Here is a 19,301-nt window from a genome sequence, read left to right on the forward strand (position 1 = left end):
CAGACGCGGAATCGATCACCCCAGGCGCAAGTCGGCCGCCTGATGCGCCAGGTCCAGGTACTTGCGGCGCAGGATCTCTTCGGCCTGGTCACGCGGCATCATCGGATCGTTCTCGGTTTCGTCCAGCTTCGCGGCCTGCACCAGCGACATCAGGTTGCGCGAGTTCGATTCGGACGACGGCATGAACGATTGGTCCAGCAGCTTGCCCTTGATGTACTTGGACACCTGCGTGCTTTGCGTGCGCGCTTCGTTCAGCGTTGCGGTCGCCAGCACGCCTTCCTGGTAGGCCACGTCCGTCTTGCTGCTGGTCGTGTCATGAATCTGGAAGTACAGGTAGTTCTGCGTCTTCTCATCGTCGGTCAGCGCCAACTGCACGTCCGGCGAGAACGACCGGTGATAACTGGCGGTCAACGTGGACTGCTGCGTTTGCGACACCGCCAGGTCCCAACCGGCCTTGCCCGACACCTGGCTGCTTTGCGAGGCCTGGAAAGAAAAGCCGTCGATTTCCTTTGGCTTGGCCGGGTTGATGGCGTTGCGCACCTGCTCGATAGACGCCGAGAAATCCGCCAGGCCCGACAACAGGCTGCGATGCGCGTCGACGGCCGGCAAGCGGCGCGTGGTGGTGTCGGCCGCCGGAACCTGCGCGGCGCCATAGCTGCCGTGCATGGACGAGAACACATCCTTGAACGTGCTCATCAGCGCCTCGTCGCCCGAGCCCCGGCGCTGGGCGCGGTCGAACTGCTGCAAGTACTTGGCGACGGCGGCCGACTGTTGCTGGGCCGAACCCAGGGCAACGGGCTGGGTCAGGTCCACATCCACCTTGACCACGCCCATCACGCTGGACACGGTCAGACTCTTTTGCTTGGCGTCCGCCTGGAAATCCACGGTCTGCTCGGCGCCGTCGACCAGGCGCGTCTCGCGCAGGCTGATCGAGGACAGCAATGGCGAGCTGCCGTTGGCCAGCTTGGTCAGCGACCAGCGCGGCGGCACCTCGGCCAGGCCGTCCAGCGCATCCTGGAACGCACCGGACAGCGCGGCGATGGCGCGGCGTTCGTCTTCGTTCAATTCGCCTTCGGCCACGTCGATCTGCACCGACATGCCTTCCTTGCCGCTTTGCAAGGTGACCTGCACCTTGACGCCGCTGGCGGTGTCGATGCGCAAGGACACCGCGTTGTCGGCCCGCAGATCGGCTTCGGACAAGGGGCCGGCGTCGGCAGCGGCCGAGGCCGACGCCGCGATGCGCGTGGACGGCATCCACTGGGTATGGTTGGCGCCGTCGGTGCGCAAGCGATTAAGCACCGCCGCGCCCACCTCGGCGAACGGGCTGATACGGGTGCGCGCGTCCACGGACTTGGACATGGCAACGGCCAGCGCGTCCGGCACGGTGCCGGTCTCGTCGTAGACCGAGCCGGCGGCGGTGGAGACGCCCTGGCCCAGCATCACGACAGACGACCGGGAGGACGCCGTGGCGTCAGCCGACGTCGCGACCGGGGCGATGGTCTGCCCCGCGCGGATCACCGTAACGGGAGTACTGAGCGGGGCGACGCCGGTCGCGCCTGCCAACGAGCTGATTAGGGTCATGGGGCGTCCGCAGTGGGCAGTGCCTGCCCGGGTTTTTGTCTGAATTCTTGTTGGAACTGCTAACGCGTTAACGGCAGGCGCCTAGAGAAATTAACCGCGCCGGGGGCTGAAGGGGCGGCGCAAGGCCGGCGCAAGTCCGGCAAGACGGGCGAACGGGCCGCGACAAATCCGGCCGAACGCCTGGAACTATCCGCGCGGCGACCCGCGCCGCTTCAGCCGGTCAGAGCTTGTGCCGGGCCAGGAAGGACTGCACGGCTTCCAGCACCACCGCTTCGTTTTCACGATGCGGCACGTGGCCGCAGCCGGCCAGCGCCAGCATCCGCGAGGGTCCGCCGGCCAAGGCTACGAATTTGTCCGGATGGCGCATCGACCCGTACTCGTCGTTTTCGCCGTGGATGGCCAAGAACGGCGCCTGCACGCGCGGCAGGGTGTCGTCCAGATTCCAATCGGCGAATTCGGCCGATTGCCACGTATGCACCCAGGCGTCCAGCACCCATTGCGCCTTGTCGCCGTGGTAGCGCTTCAGGCGTTCCAGCTGGGCGGGGTCGCGAAATTGTTCGCCGGCCTCGCGGATGCCGGCCAGCGTGCGGTCTTCGACGAATTGCTGGGCGGATTCGGTGATGACGCCCGCGCAGGCCTGCGGATACGCGGCGGCGATGGCAACCGCCATGCCCCCGCCCACGCTATGGCCGAACGCGATGAAGCGCGACAGTTCAAAGTGCCGGGCCAGCGCGGCAAAGGCGTCATGCGCTTCGTCGAAAACGAAGTCGGCGTTCAACTTGCCGGGGTGCGGGTCCGACTCGCCAAAGCCCAGGCGGTCGTAGGCGATGACGGTGCGGCCGGTGGCGGCGGCAAGGTTCGCGGGGAAGTCGCGCCACAGGCCGACGCTGCCCAGGGAATCATGCAACAGGACGATTGGCGTGGCGCGGTCCGACGCGGCGGCGCCCGACGCAGCGGCGCCCGACGTATCGACGCCCGACGCACCGGCGCCCGACGCATCGGCGCCCGACCAAACCCTGGCGTGGATGCGGCCATGGGCGGTGGGAATCATCACATCCTGCGGCGTTACGGCGGTGGCGGCGGCCATCATTCATCCATCCCTTGTTCGATCACGGTATGACGGATTCTGCTGCCAACCGCGCCGCCGGGCAACTCCCCGGCGCAATTCGAACCGGGCTTACCCGGCGCGAACCTGCCGGGTTGCCTGCCGGGATGCCCGCCGGGACGCTTGCCGGGACGCCTGCCGGGACGCCTGCCAAGCGCCAGCCGCCGCAGGCTTGCCGGCGCTGCCCAGCCCTGCCCGTCCTACGCCGCGCGCGGCAGCGCCAGCATTGTGCCGGGCTGGCCACCGTGCGCGTCGCCGCGCAGCTTGAACAGTCCCACCGTGTCGGCCAGCGCGCGCGCCTGGTCGCTCAGCATCGCCGAGGCCGCGGCGGATTCTTCCACCAGGGCCGCGTTCTGCTGGGTGGCTTGATCCATGTCGGCCACGCTGCGGTCAATCTGGCTGATGCCGACGGCTTGCTCGGTCATCGCGCCGTGGATCTCGTTGACCAGGCGTTGCACGCGGGCAATGCCGTCCACGATTTCGCTCATGGTCGAGCCCGCCGCCTGCACGCGCTCGGTGCCGCTCTTGACGTTTTCAACCGACGCCTGGATCAGCGTGCGGATTTCCTGTGCCGACGCGGCGCTGCGTTGCGCCAGCGTGCGCACTTCGCCCGCCACCACCGCAAAGCCGCGCCCCTGCTCGCCCGCGCGCGCCGCTTCCACGGCCGCGTTCAGCGCCAGGATGTTCGTCTGGAACGCAATGCTGTCGATCACGCTGATGATTTCGGTAATGCGTTGCGACGACTGCGAAATCGCGCTCATCGTCGTCACCGCGTCCGTCACCACCTTGCCGCCGCGCTCGGCCGCCACGCTGGCTTCCGTGGCCAGGCGCTTGGCGTGTTCGGCGGCCTCTTCGGTCTGGCGCACGCTGGAGGTCATCTGCGTCAACGCCGACGACGTTTCCTGCAACGAGCCGGCCGACGTTTCCGTGCGCTGCGACAAGTCGCGGTTGCCCATGTCGATCTCGCGCGTGGCGGCCGACATCGAATGTACGCCCGTGCGCACGTCCAGCATCACATGGCTGATTTTGTCGACAAACGCGTTGAACGAGGCCGAGATCTGCGCCACCTCGTCGTGCCCGACCACGTCCAGCCGATGCGTCATGTCGCCGTCGCCCGAGCCGATGGTGTCCATGGCGTCGCGCACGGCCGACAGGCGCTTGAAGGCGCGGGATGTCACCACACTGGCAATGCCCACGGCCACCAGGGTCAGCACCACCAGCGAAATCAGCGTGGCGTTCAGCACCTGGGTCAAGCCCGCCGTGGCTTCGGCGCTGTCCAGCGCAATCACCAGCGACCAGTCGGTGCCGGGAATGCGGCGTGCCTTCAGCAGCTTTTTCTGGCCGTCCAGGCTGACCGTGATGGGGTCGGCGCCCTCCTGCGCCATGGCCGTGAGCGCGGCCGGGGTCAGTTCCGGGGCCACGTCGGTGGACGGCTTCAACGCCAGCTTGTCATTCACGTGCGAGATGACCTGGCCGTCGGTCGCCACCACGAATGCCAGGCTGGACGGCGTGGGACGGATCGCGCGGATGATGCTCTGGATGCCATCGAGCGGCACCGCGCCGCTCAGCACGCCCACCGTCTGCCCGCTGCGTACCATCGGCGCGGTGAACGCCACGTACAGCTTGCCGGTGCCGGAATCGCCGTACGGCTTGGTCACGGTCAGCTTGCCCGCCGCGACCGCGCTCTTGTACCAGGGCCGCGCGGTGGGGTCGTAGTCGGCGGCGGTTTGCGTCGTCGAGAAAAACGTCTTGTCGGACCAGCCTATCGTCGAAATGGGAAAGCCGTTGGTCTCACCCATCAGCTTGGTCAGGCCGCGCGGGTCGCCCTTTTCCACCACGGCGGCAGTGGCGGAAACCGCTTGCGCCTTGTCCGCCGACCAGCGCTCGATGGCGCTGGCGTTGCCGGCTGCAATGGCGTCCAGGTTGCCCGAGATGGTTGCCATCATGTTGCTGCGCACGATCTGGTAGGTGGTGATGCCCGACAAAACCAGGGCGCCTACGACGGTAAAGCAGGTGATCAATAAAATACGGTTGCGCAACGAGGTGATTTTCATTCTTGCCTTCTTACTGCCACAGCCCATGCCGGACGGCACGGGTACGCAGCCCCCCCCACGAAACAGGCGGCCACGTTTGGGCTTACGGCAGGCACGGCGGAACCTTTAGCCGGGCGCGATGCAATCGGTCTAAAATCCGCCGGTGCAGCCCACCCCAGGTCACTCCCCTTCCGCCACCGCGTCCACCTCCAGCTACGGCGCCCGTATCCAGCAGGTGCAGATCGACGCCTTGCGCCGCAGCTTTCCCTTCGCGCTGGCGGGGTCCCTGATCACGGCCTGCTTCTCGGCTTACGCCTTGCACAACGTCTTGCCGCTGCACGAAGTGCTGTGGTGGATCGGCGCCACATTAGTGGTCGGCGTGCTGCGCCTGGCCGCCGTCATCGCCTACGACCACCATCGCGCCGACCCCGGCGCCGCCCAACGCTGGCTGCGGCGCATGCTGGTGGGCAACCTGACGTCCGGCCTGCTGTGGGGCCTGCCCTTTGCCTACTGGACGCTGTTCGTTCCGCTGGAATACCAGCTGTTCTTCATCGTCATCCTGTTCGGGCTGGGCACCGGCGCCATCTACTCGAACTACATGCTGCTGCCGGTGATGTACGCGTTCGAGGTGCCGGCATTCGCGCCCATGTTCATCGCCCTGGCCGCGCAGCCCTCGGCCATCCACCTGGCGCTGGTCACGGGCGGCCTGGCCTATCTGGTCGCCACGCTGGCATTCATCCACCGCATGAACCGCACGCATCTGGACGCGCTGCGGCTGGGGTATGAAAATTTGGCGCTGCTGGAACAGGTACGCCAGGAAAAGATTGCCGCCGAACGCAGCGACCTGGAAAAATCGCGTTTCCTGGCAGCCGCCAGCCACGACCTGCGCCAGCCCGTGCACGCGGTCAACCTGTTCCTGGGCTTGCTGACAAACGAACCGCTGTCACGTCACGGTCACTATCTGGTGGACAACATCGGCAGCGCCATGGCGGCAATGGGGCAGTTGTTCGATGCCTTGCTGAACCTGTCGCGGCTGGATGCCGGCGTGATCGAACCGCGTTGGCAGGGCTTTGCGCTGAACCCGCTGCTGGATCGGTTACGCGCCGAATACGCCCCGCAAGCGCGCGAAAAAGGCATGTCGCTGCGCGTGCGCGCGTGTTCCGCCTGCATCTGGTCCGACCCGGTGCTGCTGGAACGCATCCTGCGCAACCTGATCAGCAACGCCATCACCCACACCACCGGCGGGCGCGTGCTGATCGGCTGCCGCCGCGTGGCGGGCCAGCTGCGCATTGAAGTGTGGGACAACGGCGTCGGCATTCCGGCGGCCGAGCAAGAACGGGTGTTCTGGGAATTCCACCAGCTGGGCAATCCCGAACGAGACCGCAGCAAGGGCCTGGGGCTGGGGCTGGCCATCGTGCGCCGCACCGCCACGCTGCTGGGGCATCCGCTGGCGCTGCGTTCGCAGGCGGGTCGTGGCACCGCGTTCATGTTGACGACGCCCATCGCGGACCCCGCCCAAGCGGGCCTGTCCAACGTCAGCGCCGCGCCCTCCGATGCGCGCGCGATGGCCGGGGAATCCGTCTTGCCCGGACAGCTGGTGCTGTTGGTGGACGACGATGCGCAAAACCTGGCCGGCTTGACGATGCTGTTTGAAAGCTGGGGCTGCCGCGTCATTGGCGCCACCAGCGGTAACGCCCTGTTTGAACGCGTGCTGCCGCTGGCCGAACGCCCATCGCTGATCGTCAGCGACTATCGCCTGCGTGACCACGAGACCGGCATCCACGTCATCGAGCGGCTGCGCGAGGAATACAACGACCCGGACTTGCCCGCCCTGCTGGTCAGCGGCGACACGGACCCCGCCCGCCTGGCCGAAGCCGCCGACCGTGGCATCCCCCTGCTGCACAAGCCCGTTGCGGTGCAGGCGCTGCGCGAACGCGTGGCCGCGCTGCTGCAAGCGACGCACGCCACCGCGTCCTCTGGAGATACCGAATGACGGCCGTACTGCTGGTCGACGACCACGCCATGTTCCGCGAAGCCCTCGCCCTGGCCTTGGCCAACGCGGTACCCACGTTGACGCTGCATCCGGCCGCCAATGGCCGGGACGCACTGGAGGTGCTGGCCCGCCATGACGACATCACCAATGTAATCATGGACTACTACCTACCGGATATCGCCGGCGCGGAATTGCTGCGGCGCATGCGACAACGTCGTTCGCAATTGCGCGTACTGGTGCTATCCGCTTCGGAAGACCCCGAAGACCGGCGCCGCGCGATGGAAGCCGGCGCGCAGGCCTTCATGAACAAGTCGGCCAGTTGCCAGGAACTGGTGGCCGCGCTGGATGCCATCAACGATGCCTCCCCGCCCCTGCACCGGTCAGCGGCCGGCGGCGACGCGCCCCCCACGCAAGACGAAGCGGCGCTGCTGCGCACGCTGACGCCGCGTCAGCAGGAAGTGTTGCGGCTGATGTGCGATGGCCTGCGCAACAAAGAAATTTCCGAGCGCTTGAGCATGACGGAAAAAACCGTGAAGACGCACGTGTCGGCCATCCTGGCCGCACTCGGCGTGCTTAATCGCACACAGGCGACGCTAGTGGCTCGGCGCGGCGGCGTGTTCGGCCGGCCGGCGTAGCGCTGCGCCGCCCGCTGTCGGCGGCGATCTTTCCCTCCACCAGCGATATCTCGCGGCCCGCGGCGGCGATGGTGTCCGGGCGATGCGCAACGATGACGCGCGTCATGGCCAGCCGCGCAATCGCCGTGTTGACCACGCGTTCACGGTCGATGTCCAGATGGCTGGTGGCCTCGTCCAGGAACAGCACGGACGGCTGCTTGTACAGCGCCCGCGCCAGCAGCACGCGCTGCTTCTGGCCGCCCGACAGCACCGTGCCCATATCGCCCACCAGCGTGTTGTAGCCCATGGGCATGGCAACGATATCGTCGTGAATGGCGGCGATGCGGGCGCAGCGCTGCGCGCGATCGGCATTGAAACGCGGATCGAAAAAACTGATGTTCTCGCCGATGGAACCCGCAAACAGCACATCGTCCTGCAACACCGTGCCCGCCATCTTGCGCAGCGACGCCGCGCCCGGGCCGCGCACCGGTGCGCCATCCACCAGCACTTCGCCATCGGTGGGCGTAAGAATGCCCAGCAGGATATTGACCAGCGTGGTCTTGCCGCCGCCCGATGGCCCGGTGATGGCCACGGATTCGCCCGACTCGATCCGCAGGCTCACGCCGTCCAGCACATAGGGTTCATGCGGGCTGTAACGAAAGCGCAGGTTGCGCACCTCGATCACGGGCGGGCGCACGCCTGCGCCGGCGCCAGGGTCTGCGGTGTCGCGCGGCGTTTCATCGATGGCCTCGGGCGCTTCGCGCACGATATCGGCCAGGCGCTCGCCTTGCAGCCGCAACATCTTCACGTCCACCAGCTTGTCCAGCAACGCCGCCACGCGCTTGTCGAACAGCGTCTTGTAAACAATGAACGCCAGCAAGGCGCCGACGGTGAACTGGCCGTTCAGCACCAGCCGCGCGCCCGACCACAGAATGGCAATGGACGACAGCCCGAACAGCAAGCCATTGAACGTGCGAAAAAACAGCGTCCATTTCTGTACACGCAGATCGGCGTTGATTTCATTGACAAGCAAGGCCAGCCACCGTGATCGGCGGTCGTCCTGATGCTGGAACAGCTTGATGGCCTTGACGCCGCGCACCGTTTCCAGAAAGTGCGAATGTTCTTTCGCGGCGTGCACGATGTGCTCTTCGGTGGCGTAGCGCAGCGACGCATAGCCGGCCCGCCGCGCAAGCCCATACAGCGCCATTGCCCCCAACGCGATCCACGCCAGCGGCGGGCTGTACAGGAACATCAGCACCAGCGTAATCACCATCACCATGCCGTCCAGCAGGGCTTCCAGGAACGACGTGGTCACGGTGCGCTGGATGGCGTCGATGGCGCCGAAGCGCGACACGATATCGCCCAGGTGACGCCGTTCGAAATAGCCGACCGGCAAGCGCAGCAGATGCGTGAAGACGTTGGTGCGCCATTGCAGATTCAGCGTCGTGCCCAGGTACAGCAGCATCCAGCTGCGCGCGACCGAGGTCAGTTGCAGCATCACCATCAACAGCCCGAAAGCCAGCGCCAAGGTGGTCAGCAGGTCGCGGTCGCCGGTGTTCAGTACATGGTCCACCACCCATTGCAGAAAGAAGGGCTGCACCACCGTCAGCACTTCCAGCGCCAGCGCCAACAGCAGCACTTGTGAAAACGCCGCACCCAGGCCCGAGATGCGCCCGGTCAGTTCACGCAGCCGCACGGGCCGCGCCTCGTGCGCGGTGACGAAATCCGGCGTGGGCCAAAGCTCCAGGGCCACGCCGGTGTACGACGCCGACAACTCGCTGATGGCGACCTTGCGGGTGCCGCGCGCCGGATCGATCAGCGTGGCCCACCGCCCATTGATGGCGGTCAGCACCACAAAGTGGTTGAACTCCCAGTGCAGGATGCACGGCAGCGCCAGCTTGCCCAACGCGCCCAACCCCGCCTTGACGGGACGCGATGCCAGCCCCAGCTGGCTGGCCACATGGATCAGCGTCGCCAGGGTCGAGCCTGACAGCGACACCGGAAAGCGGCCGCGCAGGCTGGCCAGGCTTTGGTGATGCCCATGAAAGCCGGCGATCATGCCCACGCAGGCCAGCCCGCATTCGGCCGCCTCGGTCTGCAACAGGCGCGGCACGCGGCGTTTGACGCCCAGCGTCAGGCGTTCAAGCATCGTCATAGTTTTCCCGCCAGTTGGTGGGCCGGGTCGATGGCCCATTGATAGAGCCGCCGCGTCTGTTGCAGCAGGTCGGCGTCCAGGCGCATGCCGGGGCGCAGGGTCAGCGACTGCCCATCGGGTCCGCGCACCGGTGTTTGCAGCAACACGGTGATGCGGTATATCGGCTCTCCCGGGGCGCCCGCGTTGGCGTTGTTGCCGCCAGGGCCGTCGGGGGGGTTGGCATCGGCGCTTGCCCCGTCGTGCAACTGCCATTCCGGCAAGGCGCTTTGCGTGACGTTCTGCACCACGCCCGCTTGCTGGCCGTACGTTTGGTAGGGGTAGGCGGCAAAGCGCATCAGCACCGCATCGCCCGGCGCCACGAAGCCCACCGCGCGGCTGGGCGCATACAGTTCGGCCACCAGCTTCGCGCCGTCCGGCACGATGGTGGCCAGCGGCCGCGCCGTGTCCACCGCCTGGCCCACGTCGGCCATCACGGCCGTCAGCACGCCCGCTTGCGGGGCGGTGACCAGCATCTGGCGCCGCGCTTCGCTTTGCGTCAATTCCACTTCCACGCCCGCCAGGTCGCGGTCCAGTTGCGCCAGCTGATTTTGCTGTCGCAAGCCCAGGTCGGCCAAGCCGGCCTGCCGTGTGGACAGGTCCAGTCCCAGGCCGATGCGATCGCGCAGCAACGCCTGCAACTGGTTGCGTTGCTCTAGCAGTTCGGCACGCTTCGCGTCGGATTCCTCGGGCGACAGATAGCCCTTGTCCATCAGGTTGCGATAGCGCTGCGCGCTGTCTTCGGCCAGCTTGATGCGGGCGCGCTGGCCGTCGATCTGGCTATCGATGGCCGTCAGCTGCGCGCGCAGGCTCGCCACGCCGGCCGTCAACAGATCGCGTTCGCCCTGTTGCAGCAACAACGTTTTCTGGCGCGCGACGCGCAGGCTGTCCTGCCGCTGACGGATCTGCCCGCTGATGACTTGCTGCGTGTCGCCCATGGCGCTTTGCCGGTCGCCGGACACCACGTACAGCACGTCGCCCGCGTTCACATGCTGGCCTTCCCGCACCCGCCTTTCAAGCACCACGCCGGCGTCGCGCACATACAGCTTCAGCAGGCCCGTATCCGGAGCAAGCCGGCCGCTGACCGTGGCACGCTTGGTGTAGGTGCCGAAGGCCAGGAACAGGCAGACCAGCAACACAAAGCCGCCCAGCGCCGCCGTGACCAGCGCAAACGACACCGGTCGGATCAGGACGATATCGCCCAGCGGCGCGGTGCGTTGCGCGGCCAGGGCTTGTTTGCGATAGAGCGACACGGCAGGTCAGGCCAGAAGGAGTGCGCGGCGATGGCATCGCCGCGCCCCCCTGCATCAGCGCGTGAAAAAGGTCTTGCCGGACGTCGGGGTTACCGACCCCTGGCCGGGGACGCTACGCTGCGGCACGACGACGCCGAAAGAGCGGTTCTGGCCGTAGCCGCCGCTGACCTGCTGGATTTCTTGTGCCGTCAGGGCCTGGACCTGGGCGTCTTGCGCCTGGCTGGCCGTGGACGGTTGATGGTTGGTCTTCATGCGATTCTCCTGCTGCTTGCCGACGAAGAAAACCGCGTCGGCATCGGCTGAGCAGCAGCCACCGCACGGCACGTGCCGCGTGACGATGCAATCGGAAAGCGCCGTGGCCGGCAATGCCGATCTGCTCCGGGCGGACAGTAGCAGCGGGGCGCGACCGGCGCATCGGTCTTTAGTCGTAGAGGATGGCGTTCTTGCGCCCTGCCGCGCCTGCGCGGCACCGCGTCAGGGTGCAAGATATTGCCGGCCTCGGCCGCCGCCCCTACGGCACGGTCGGTACGCCCGGCGCGACCGGTGCGACCGGTGCGCTTGGCGCGCTGGCCACCACCGGCGCGGCGTCGTCCTGGACAACAGCCACGACCGGCGCGCGTTCGGCCAACTGCTCCAGCAATTGCGCCGACGGCACGAAGAACAGCCCGCCCGTCACCGCCTGGCTGTAATCCAGCAAGCGGTCGTAGTTGCCCGCCGGGCGGCCCACGAACATGTTTTCAAGCATCTGCTCGATGGGCGCGGGCGAACGCGCGTAGCCGATGAAGTACGTACCGAACTCGCCCATGCCCGCGCGGCCGAAGGGCATGTTGTCGCGCAGGATCTTGATCTCTTGGCCGTTCTCTTCCAGCGTGGTCAGCGCGCTGTGCGAGGACGCCGGCTTGATGTCGTCGTCCAGTTCAACGTTGGATAGCTTGTGGCGCCCGATGACGCCTTCCTGGCTTTCAACCGTCAGCGCGTTCCAGGCCGCCATGTCGTGCAGGTACTTTTGCACCAGCACGTAGCTGCCGCCGGCAAACTCGGCGTCTTCGTCGCCGATGACGGTGAAGTTCACGGCTTCGCGGCCTTCGGGGTTTTCGGTGCCGTCCACAAAGCCGATGATGGCGCGGCGGTCGAAATAGCGGAAGCCGTGCACCTCGTCCACCACCGTCACGGCGTCGCCCAGGCCTTGCATCAGCAGCGTTGCCACTTCAAAGCACAGGTCCATGGAATCGGCGCGGATGTGCAGCAGGATATCGCCGGGCGTGGCCACTGCCACGCGCGCGCCTTCGCCGAACACCCGGAACGGATGCAGGCTGGCCGGACGCGGCTGGCCGAACAGCGCGTCCCACGCGTCGGAGCCGAACGCGCACACACAGGACAGGTTTTGCTCCGGCGAGCGCGTGTTGACGGTGCGCACGCGCGTGGCCACGTCTTCGCACCACGACCGCACCGTTTGCGCGGCGTCGGCGCCGGGGTTGATCGTGGCCACGATAAAGATCGCGTGCCGCGTCGTCGGGCTGTGCACGGCTTGGGGTTCGGGCGGAAGGGCGGGCGAAGTGGCGGGCATGGCGGGGCTCAAGGGAATGAGGGAATGGGAAAACGAGGAAGCGAGGAAACATCCGGGATTTCGCGCGGAAATTGTATCCGGCACCCGGTGCGTTTTCTTGAACAAAATAACGCTGCGGGTTGCGCCTTGTTTGTTGCGCGCTGCGCGTTGCCCGGCCGCCCGCTGCCGGGAAGCCGGCTGCCGCCAAGCCCGCTGCCCCGCCGTCCCGCCGTCCCGCCGTCCCGCCTTAGAAGCGATACATGACGCCCACCGACCCAAACATATTCGTCTTGCGCTCAGTCAGCGGGCTGTCACGCGCATCGCCCAGCAAGGTGCTTACGCCCAGGGTGGACACGGTGCTCCAACTGGGGTCGATGCGATAGGTCCAGGTGGTGTACAGCGCCGCCGACTTGAAGCCCGACGACGGCGAATAGGTGGACAAGCCTTCGCGGCTGCGCGCCGCTTGCGAGGACGTCACGCCGAACCAGGTCTGCATGGCGTCGTGGTTGGCCCATTCGGTCCTGACGCCAACCTGCACCACGTTCCGCTCGGTCATCAGCGCTGCGTACGAGGCGCGCAGTTCCAGCGTGCCGCCATAGCCGCTGCGCGCCGCCTGCTTGTAACCCGCGCCCAGCGAATACCGGCCCGGCCGCCATTCCACGTAGGCGCCGTAGGCGCCATGGAACTTGATGTCGTCCAGCCCTTTGGTGCGGTCGGCGTCGTCCGCCTTGCGGCCCAGGCTCAGCCCCACGAAAACGCCCGCGTCCAGGTCGGTGGCCAGCGACGTCTTCAGCCCCATCGCGGGCAAACCCATGCGCGGCGTGATGAAAAAGTTGCCGGAGTGGTAGTTGATCAGCGGCACGGGCAAGGCGCGATATTCGCTGGACCCTTCATAGACCGGTATGGCTCCGACCCCTAAACCTATGCCGTTGGCGCCCTGCGCCTGGGCCACGCCGGCCCCGCCAAGCACCGCGCCCGCCATCAGGCCGCTTGCTACTATACCCATCCGCATCAGGGCTTCCTTTTCATTCGTGTCGTTGGCCGCGGGCGGCCGCCCACGGGATCGGCCCGAATTGTCTTCTGCAACTTTTAAAATTTCTTTAAGACCCGCCGCCCGCCTGGCGCGGGTCCCGGTCTGGAGTGTGTTTGCGTATCCTGCTTGTTGAAGACGACCCCATGCTGGGCGACGCGCTGCACGCGGGCCTGGCCGATGACGGCGCCAGCGTCCACTGGGTGCGCACCCTGCCCGACGCGCAACTGGCGCTGGTGGACCACGGCTACCACGCCGTGCTGCTGGACCTGGGCCTGCCTGAAGGCAGCGGCCTGGCGCTGCTCAAGACGTTGCGCGGCCGTTTCGACACCACCCCCGTTCTGATCATCACGGCGCGCGACCGCCTCAGTGAACGCATCCAGGGCCTGGATGCGGGCGCCGACGATTACCTGGTAAAGCCGTTTCAGCTGGACGAGCTGCAGGCCCGGCTGCGCGCGGTGCTTCGGCGCAGCAGCAACAGTGTGGTGTCGGCGCTGCGCTGCCGCGACGTGGTGCTGGAACCGGCCGGCCGCCGGGTCAGGCAACGCGGCCGCGACGTCAGCTTGAGCGCGCATGAATACCACACGCTGCTGGCGCTGATGCAGCGCATGGGCCACACGGTCAGCCGGGATCAGCTTGAAGCGGCGGTGTACGGCAGCAGCGGCACGATCGAAAGCAACACGGTGGCGGTGTACATCCACCAGCTGCGGCGCAAGCTGGGCGACGGGCTGATCGAAACCCAGCACGGCATGGGCTATCGCATCGTGGCGGACACCGCGCCATGATGACGCTGCGCCGACGGGTGGCCATCACCCTGCTGCTTGCCATGCTGGCCACGGGGTTGATCGTGTTTGCGCTGATCTACGTGCAGCAGACGCGCGCTGAAACCGGCATGTTCGACCAGGGCCTGCGCTACGGCGCGCAAAAGGCGCTGGTGTCCATTCCCACCAGCCTGCTGGAAGCGGAGCCGTCGCGCGAAGACCGTTTTGAATTGTCCGCGCCCGCCCGGATGGACGGCGAAACCGCCAACTTCCAGGCGTGGTCGCTGGCCGACAAGCGGCTGGTCCTGCAATCGCCCTGGGCGCCCGCCGAGCCCTTGGTGCCGGACTACCAAGACGGTTATCGCAACATCATCCTGCAAGGTGAACCGTGGCGCGCGTACGCGGTGTCGGACGCCGACGGCCGCGTGCAGGTGCAGTTTGCCAAGTCGGTTAAAGAGCTGCGGCAGAAAACCGCCGACCGCATGTGGAGCAGTCTGTGGTTTCTAAGCGTGCTGTTCCCGACGCTGATGGCGCTGACGTGGCTGGTGATCCGGCGCGCGTTTCGTCCCGTGGACCACGCGCGCGACGCCATCCTGCACCGCACCGGCGTGGACCTGACGCCGGTGCCCACGGCGGGCATGCCGGGCGAATTGCGCCCCTTTGTCGGCGCCATCAACGACCTGCTGCAACGCCTGTCGGCCTCTTTGGACCGCGAGCGCCGCTTCGTGGCCGACGCGGCGCACGAGCTGCGCACCCCGCTGGCGGCGTTAAGCACGTATGCCGAACTGGCGCTGCGCAGCGAAAGCGAGGCGGCGCGCGCGCAGGCGGTCGGGCAATTGCGGCAGGTGGCCACGCGTACGGCGCGGCTGGCCGAACAGTTGCTGGAACAGGCGCGCACGCAGGCGCAGGACGAAAGCGCAATCGAACCCGTGCCGCTGGATCGGCTGGCGGAAATGATCGCGCGCGACAGCGAAATGCCGGCCGCATCGCGACAGCAGCGCATTGCCCTGGACACCGAAGCCGTGTCCGTGCCGGGCAATGTAGACGCCCTGGGCGTGCTGGTGCGCAACCTGGTGGACAACGCGTTGCGCTATACGCCGGCCGGCGGCCGCATTCAGATTCGTTGCGGGCCGCTGGTTGCGGGCGGCGCCTACCTTAGCGTGTCGGACGACGGGCCGGGCATCGCACCGGCCGAACGCGAACGCGTGTTCGACCGCTTCTACCGGCCGCCCGGCACGGCGGAACACGGCAGCGGCATCGGTTTGTCGCTGGTAGCGCAGATTGCCAAGGCGCACGGCGCGCGAATCGAATGGGGAACCGGGCTGGGGCCGGCGGGACGCGGCGTGAGCTTGACGATCGCATTTGACCAGCGGGTGTAGTGCTGCCAGCGCAGCACTGCAAGCGCTGTCGTGGCGCTATCTGACATACCGTTGCAGCGTTGCCGCCAGCGAGGCGGGCAGCATCGCGCCGTGCCCCAGGCCGGGAAACACCTGCAAGTCTGCGCGCACATGCGTAATCCGCGACAGGGCGCGCACGACGCTTTCGGGGCTGCCCGGCGCGTCGTCCTGGCCTTTGGCTTCGGCGCCGGCCATGACCGTTACGTCGATGCCGGCCGGCAGTACCGGCGCAGGCGAGGCCAGCGCTTGCAGGATGGTGTGGTCGTTCCACCAGATCGACGGGCTGGCCGCCACATAGCGCTGAAACGCCTGCGGCCGCGTCAGCGCCGCGTGCAGCACGAACAGCCCGCCATACGAATGGCCGTACAGATTGCGGTTGCCCGGGTCCACGGGATAACGCGCCTGCACCAGCGGCAGCACCTGTTGCAGCAGCAGGTCCAGGAAATGATCCGCGCCCCCGCCCCGCTTGGCCCAGCCCACGGCGTCGGGGTTGTTGGGCGCGCCGCGGGGCGCGTCCGCACCGGGCGATGGCGGCGTGTAGTCGTAGGACCGCGCCGCCAGATTGGCCTTGGGATCAAACGGCTTGGCATCGTCATGGTCCACACCCACCACCACCGCTTGCAGCGACCGCCCGGGCGGCAATGCCGCCTGCGTGCGCGTCAAGCTGTCGAACACCGCCGCGCCATCCAGCATCAGCAGCAGCGGGTAGCCGGTGGGCGGCGCCGGGTCAAGCGGCGGCGTCCAGACCGACAGGCGATACACGCGCTTGCCATCCGGCGCGGTGACAAGGTGATGGTGGATATCGCCGGCCGCCACGCCGATGGCGATCTCGGCGGGTTGCGGCGGCAGGGCGGGGAAATTGTGCTGGCCCATGGCGGTGCGCTCTTCATCGAAACAGGATGGCTTTATTCAGCCATAAACGGCGGCGGGCGGCAACGTGGCCGGCCGTCTTGCAGACGCTGTTTTCAAGTCGCCTTCGGGTATAGTCTGGAACTCTTCGCGCCCCCCAGGAAAGCCCCTTCTTCACCATGACCAGCGCCCGCGATCTTGTCTATGCAGAACTGCGCCGACGCCTGATGTCCGGCGTGTTCCTGCCTGGCGAACGGCTGCGCGAAGAACACATCGCGGCCGAACTCTCCGTCAGCCGCACACCGGTGCGCAGCGCCATCGAACGGCTGGTTGCCGATGGCCTGGTCAAGCGCGAAGGCCGGCGCGGCGCCGAGGTGCTGGGCTGGGTGGACCGCGACATCAACGAAGCGTTCGAACTGCGCCTGCTGCTGGAACCCTATGCCGCGCGCAGCGCCGCCGAACGGGCCACGCCGCAGCAGATCGACCATCTTGAACAGATCAACCAGCGCATGCTGGACGCCATCCTGTCCGACGATGCCGACAAGGTGGCGCGGGTGCAGCATTGCAATAACCTTTTTCACCATGCGCTGCTGGACGCGGCCCAATCGGCGCGCGTGCGCACGATGGTGGAAAACCTGCTGGACATGCCGATCATCATCGGCTCGTTCTATTTCTATACGCACGACGACATGCTGCGCAGCGTGGAACACCACCGCCAGATCATCGCCGCCTTGCGCGCGCGCGATGCGGCCTGCGCCGACATCGCCATGCGTTTTCACCTGACCAGCACGCACCTGTTGTTTCGCAGCCAGCGCAAGCCGCCGGCCGATGCAACAGCCGCATGATGGGCTTTACCGATATTTATGAATTCGCCTCAGATCCTGGTTGCCCTTTTTGTCCTGCTGCTGGCGGTCGCCATCCCGCTTGCCACCCTCGTGGTGCAGTTGTTCCGCCTGATGCAGTGGATGTCGCGCGGCAATGACCCCACGCGCGGCGAGCGCCCGCATTTCACGGGGCCGGTGCTGGCGCTGCTGTTCAGCACGCTGGCCGCCAGCGACTTCACGAACTACGAGCCGCTGCGCACCATCGCGCAGATCAACCCCGTGCCGCTGGCCGCGCGCGCGTACTTCACGGTGACCATGCTGGTGCTGGCGGTGCTGTCCTGGGCGTACGCGGGCGGGCTGAAGGACCGGCTGCTGCGCCGCCTGGGTATCGGCCGGGGCTAAGACGGCTGCCCGCTACGGCTTCCAGCCCTGCGCCTTCATGCGCGCGTCGATCCACGATGTGTCCAGCGTGCCGGCGGCAATCTGGGCCAGCATCTTTTCTTCCACCGCGTGCTTGGCCGAGGCGGCCTCGTACAGCGCGGGCACCTGGTCGTAGGGCAACGCCAGCAGGCCATCTTCGTCGCCCAGGATCAAATCGCCCGGCTCGATCGTCATGCCGTCCAGCGAGATCACCACGTTGATTTCACCCGGCCCGTCCTTGTACGGCCCGCGATGCGTGACGCCCGCCGCGTATACCGGAAACGAGCCGCGCCGGATGGTGCCGCAGTCGCGAATGGCGCCGTTGATCACGATGCCGGCCAGCCCGCGCGTCTGCGCGTAGGTCGTCATGATTTCGCCGATGATGGCGTTGGTCAGGTCGCCGCCCGCGTCCACCACCACCACGTCGCCCGGCTGGGCCAGATCCAATGCCTTGTGCACCAGCAGGTTGTCGCCGGGGCGCGTGCGCACCGTCACGGCCGGGCCGGCCAGCAAGGTGCCGTCATGCATGGGGCGCAGGCGTGCGCCGCCCGCCGTCATGCGCCACATGCAATCGCTGATGTTGGCCACCGGGATGTGGCGGAATTTCTCGACGAAATCGCTGCTGACCGCGCGTTGGCGCGGGCGGATATCAAAGCCGATCATGGGGTGCTCCTGTTGCGTTCGATGTTGGGGTTCATTGCTTCGGGATGCCGGCTTCCTGCACGACCTTGCCGAAGACGTCGTGGTCGGCGCGATGGCGCTTGGCCAGGTCCGCGGGCGTGCCCGTCATGACGCTGTAGCCCGAGTCCTCCAACTTCTTCACCAGTTCCGGCTTGGCCTGCGATGCGTTCAGCGCCTGGTTCAGCGTGGCGACGACGTCGTCCGGCGTCTTGCCCGGCGCCATCAAGCCCCACCAGATGGTCTGGTTGATGGTCTTGAAACCGCTTTCGGCAAAGGTCGGCACGTCGGGCAAGGCGGGCGAACGCGCGTCCGCCACCACCGCCAGCGCGCGCACCTTGCCGCCCCGGATCTGCGGCAGCAACGAAGCCACCGAACCGGTGTAGAGGTCGATGCGGCCGCTGGCCAGATCCGGAAACGCCTGCGACCAGCCGCGATACGGCACGTGCATCAACTCCATGCCCGCGGCCTTGCGCCATAGGTGGCCGATCAGGTCGCCGCTGCCGCCGATGCCGGGGATGCCCAGCGAGATTTGGCCGGGCCGCGCCTTGGCGGCTTTCACCACATCGTCCAGCGTTTTGTAGGGCGACTCGGGCACCACCACGAACACGCTGGGCGACGAGGCCACCAGGCCGACCGGCTTGAAGTCCTTGAACGTGTCGTAGCTAAGCTTGTTGTACAGCCACGGGTTGAGCACGATGTTGTCCGTCTGGGCCATGACCAACGTATGGCCGTCGGGCTTGGCACGCGCCGTGGCGTCCAGCGCCAGGTTGCCGCCGGCGCCCGGCTTGTTTTCCACAACGATGTTCCAGCCGGTGTCCTGGGCGATGGCCGACCCGATCATGCGGGTCAGTGTGTCGGTGCCGCCACCCGGCGGAAAGGGCGAAATCAGCGTGATCGGGGCCGTGCCCATGTCGGCGGCGCCGGCGGCGGCCGACGAGATAAGCAGCGTGGCCGCCAGCAAAGTCTTCAGGGACGTCATTGTCTTCCTCTCCAGGTTTTGTTGATGCCAGCGGCCCTCTGCGG

The 19,301-nt window shown here is 67.0% G+C and carries 17 protein-coding genes; 6 read left to right on the forward strand and 11 right to left on the reverse strand.

The genetic code is table 11. The features are described from left to right. Positions 1-15: 15 nt before the first annotated feature. From AC0Z35_RS02120 to AC0Z35_RS02130, 3 genes are all read right to left on the reverse strand, one after another. The gene (locus AC0Z35_RS02120; RefSeq protein WP_485131489.1) at positions 16-1,581 is read right to left on the reverse strand and encodes a hypothetical protein; all 1,566 of its coding nucleotides are present in this window, start codon (positions 1,579-1,581) and stop codon (positions 16-18) included. Between the two features lie 220 nt (positions 1,582-1,801). Next, positions 1,802-2,671: an alpha/beta fold hydrolase gene (locus tag AC0Z35_RS02125; protein ID WP_485131488.1), complete on the reverse strand. Its 870-nt coding sequence runs from the start codon at positions 2,669-2,671 to the stop codon at positions 1,802-1,804. Positions 2,672-2,886: 215 nt separating this feature from the next. Then, entirely contained in the window at positions 2,887-4,740 is a 1,854-nt protein-coding gene (locus tag AC0Z35_RS02130; protein ID WP_104142203.1) for a methyl-accepting chemotaxis protein, read from the reverse strand. A 142-nt stretch (positions 4,741-4,882) separates the two neighbouring features. Here AC0Z35_RS02130 and AC0Z35_RS02135 point away from each other — a divergent pair, with 142 nt between their 5' ends. Together AC0Z35_RS02135 and AC0Z35_RS02140 are read left to right on the forward strand one after the other, a co-directional pair. Then, the gene (locus AC0Z35_RS02135) at positions 4,883-6,712 is read left to right on the forward strand and encodes an ATP-binding response regulator (protein ID WP_485131487.1); all 1,830 of its coding nucleotides are present in this window, start codon (positions 4,883-4,885) and stop codon (positions 6,710-6,712) included. Next, positions 6,709-7,347, forward strand: coding sequence for a response regulator (locus tag AC0Z35_RS02140; protein WP_485131486.1), 639 nt, complete (start codon positions 6,709-6,711; stop codon positions 7,345-7,347). Before AC0Z35_RS02135 ends, AC0Z35_RS02140 begins: the two co-directional genes overlap by 4 nt. Here AC0Z35_RS02140 and AC0Z35_RS02145 read toward each other — a convergent pair. The 5 genes from AC0Z35_RS02145 to AC0Z35_RS02165 all read right to left on the reverse strand — a co-directional run bounded on the left by AC0Z35_RS02145 (position 7,286) and on the right by AC0Z35_RS02165 (position 13,322). Beyond that, positions 7,286-9,481 (reverse strand): peptidase domain-containing ABC transporter, encoded by a 2,196-nt coding sequence (locus AC0Z35_RS02145; protein ID WP_485131485.1) that lies wholly within the window; start codon positions 9,479-9,481, stop codon positions 7,286-7,288. The genes AC0Z35_RS02140 and AC0Z35_RS02145 overlap by 62 nt on opposite strands. Then, positions 9,478-10,770 carry an HlyD family secretion protein gene (locus AC0Z35_RS02150; RefSeq protein WP_485131484.1) on the reverse strand — a complete coding sequence of 431 codons (1,293 nt, stop codon included), beginning with the start codon at positions 10,768-10,770 and terminating at the stop codon, positions 9,478-9,480. The genes AC0Z35_RS02145 and AC0Z35_RS02150 overlap by 4 nt, the downstream gene beginning before the upstream one ends. Positions 10,771-10,824: 54 nt before the next feature. Next, entirely contained in the window at positions 10,825-11,022 is a 198-nt protein-coding gene (locus AC0Z35_RS02155; RefSeq protein ID WP_146073884.1) for a hypothetical protein, read from the reverse strand. 259 nt (positions 11,023-11,281) lie between these two features. Further along, positions 11,282-12,337, reverse strand: a complete 1,056-nt coding sequence (locus AC0Z35_RS02160; protein ID WP_485131483.1) for a Dyp-type peroxidase — start codon at positions 12,335-12,337, stop codon at positions 11,282-11,284. A 226-nt stretch (positions 12,338-12,563) separates the two neighbouring features. Beyond that, the gene (locus AC0Z35_RS02165) at positions 12,564-13,322 is read right to left on the reverse strand and encodes a MipA/OmpV family protein (RefSeq protein ID WP_370512780.1); all 759 of its coding nucleotides are present in this window, start codon (positions 13,320-13,322) and stop codon (positions 12,564-12,566) included. Positions 13,323-13,462: 140 nt separating this feature from the next. On the opposite strand from AC0Z35_RS02165, the gene AC0Z35_RS02170 reads away from it, so the two are divergent. Both AC0Z35_RS02170 and AC0Z35_RS02175 read left to right on the forward strand, forming a co-directional pair. After that, positions 13,463-14,131, forward strand: a complete 669-nt coding sequence (locus AC0Z35_RS02170) for a response regulator transcription factor (protein ID WP_485131482.1) — start codon at positions 13,463-13,465, stop codon at positions 14,129-14,131. Next, a complete protein-coding gene (locus AC0Z35_RS02175; protein ID WP_485131481.1) occupies positions 14,128-15,486 on the forward strand; it encodes an ATP-binding protein in 1,359 nt (452 codons plus the stop codon). The genes AC0Z35_RS02170 and AC0Z35_RS02175 overlap by 4 nt, the downstream gene beginning before the upstream one ends. Before the next feature lie 36 nt (positions 15,487-15,522). Here AC0Z35_RS02175 and AC0Z35_RS02180 read toward each other — a convergent pair whose 3' ends face one another. Continuing rightward, positions 15,523-16,377, reverse strand: a complete 855-nt coding sequence (locus AC0Z35_RS02180; RefSeq protein WP_485131480.1) for an alpha/beta hydrolase — start codon at positions 16,375-16,377, stop codon at positions 15,523-15,525. A gap of 155 nt (positions 16,378-16,532) precedes the next feature. Between AC0Z35_RS02180 and AC0Z35_RS02185 the strand changes: the two genes are divergently transcribed. Continuing rightward, positions 16,533-17,198, forward strand: coding sequence for a GntR family transcriptional regulator (locus AC0Z35_RS02185; protein WP_046807092.1), 666 nt, complete (start codon positions 16,533-16,535; stop codon positions 17,196-17,198). An 18-nt stretch (positions 17,199-17,216) separates the two neighbouring features. Next, on the forward strand, positions 17,217-17,579 hold the full coding sequence (locus tag AC0Z35_RS02190) for a hypothetical protein (RefSeq protein WP_120156847.1): 363 nt from the start codon (positions 17,217-17,219) through the stop codon (positions 17,577-17,579). Positions 17,580-17,591: 12 nt separating this feature from the next. On the opposite strand, the gene AC0Z35_RS02195 is transcribed toward AC0Z35_RS02190, so the two are convergent. Continuing rightward, positions 17,592-18,260 (reverse strand): RraA family protein, encoded by a 669-nt coding sequence (locus AC0Z35_RS02195; RefSeq protein ID WP_046807090.1) that lies wholly within the window; start codon positions 18,258-18,260, stop codon positions 17,592-17,594. A 31-nt stretch (positions 18,261-18,291) separates the two neighbouring features. After that, positions 18,292-19,257: a Bug family tripartite tricarboxylate transporter substrate binding protein gene (locus AC0Z35_RS02200; RefSeq protein WP_046807089.1), complete on the reverse strand. Its 966-nt coding sequence runs from the start codon at positions 19,255-19,257 to the stop codon at positions 18,292-18,294. Positions 19,258-19,301 lie beyond the last annotated feature (44 nt).

The organism is Achromobacter sp. 1L-A-4-B-C2 (genome assembly GCF_057291955.1).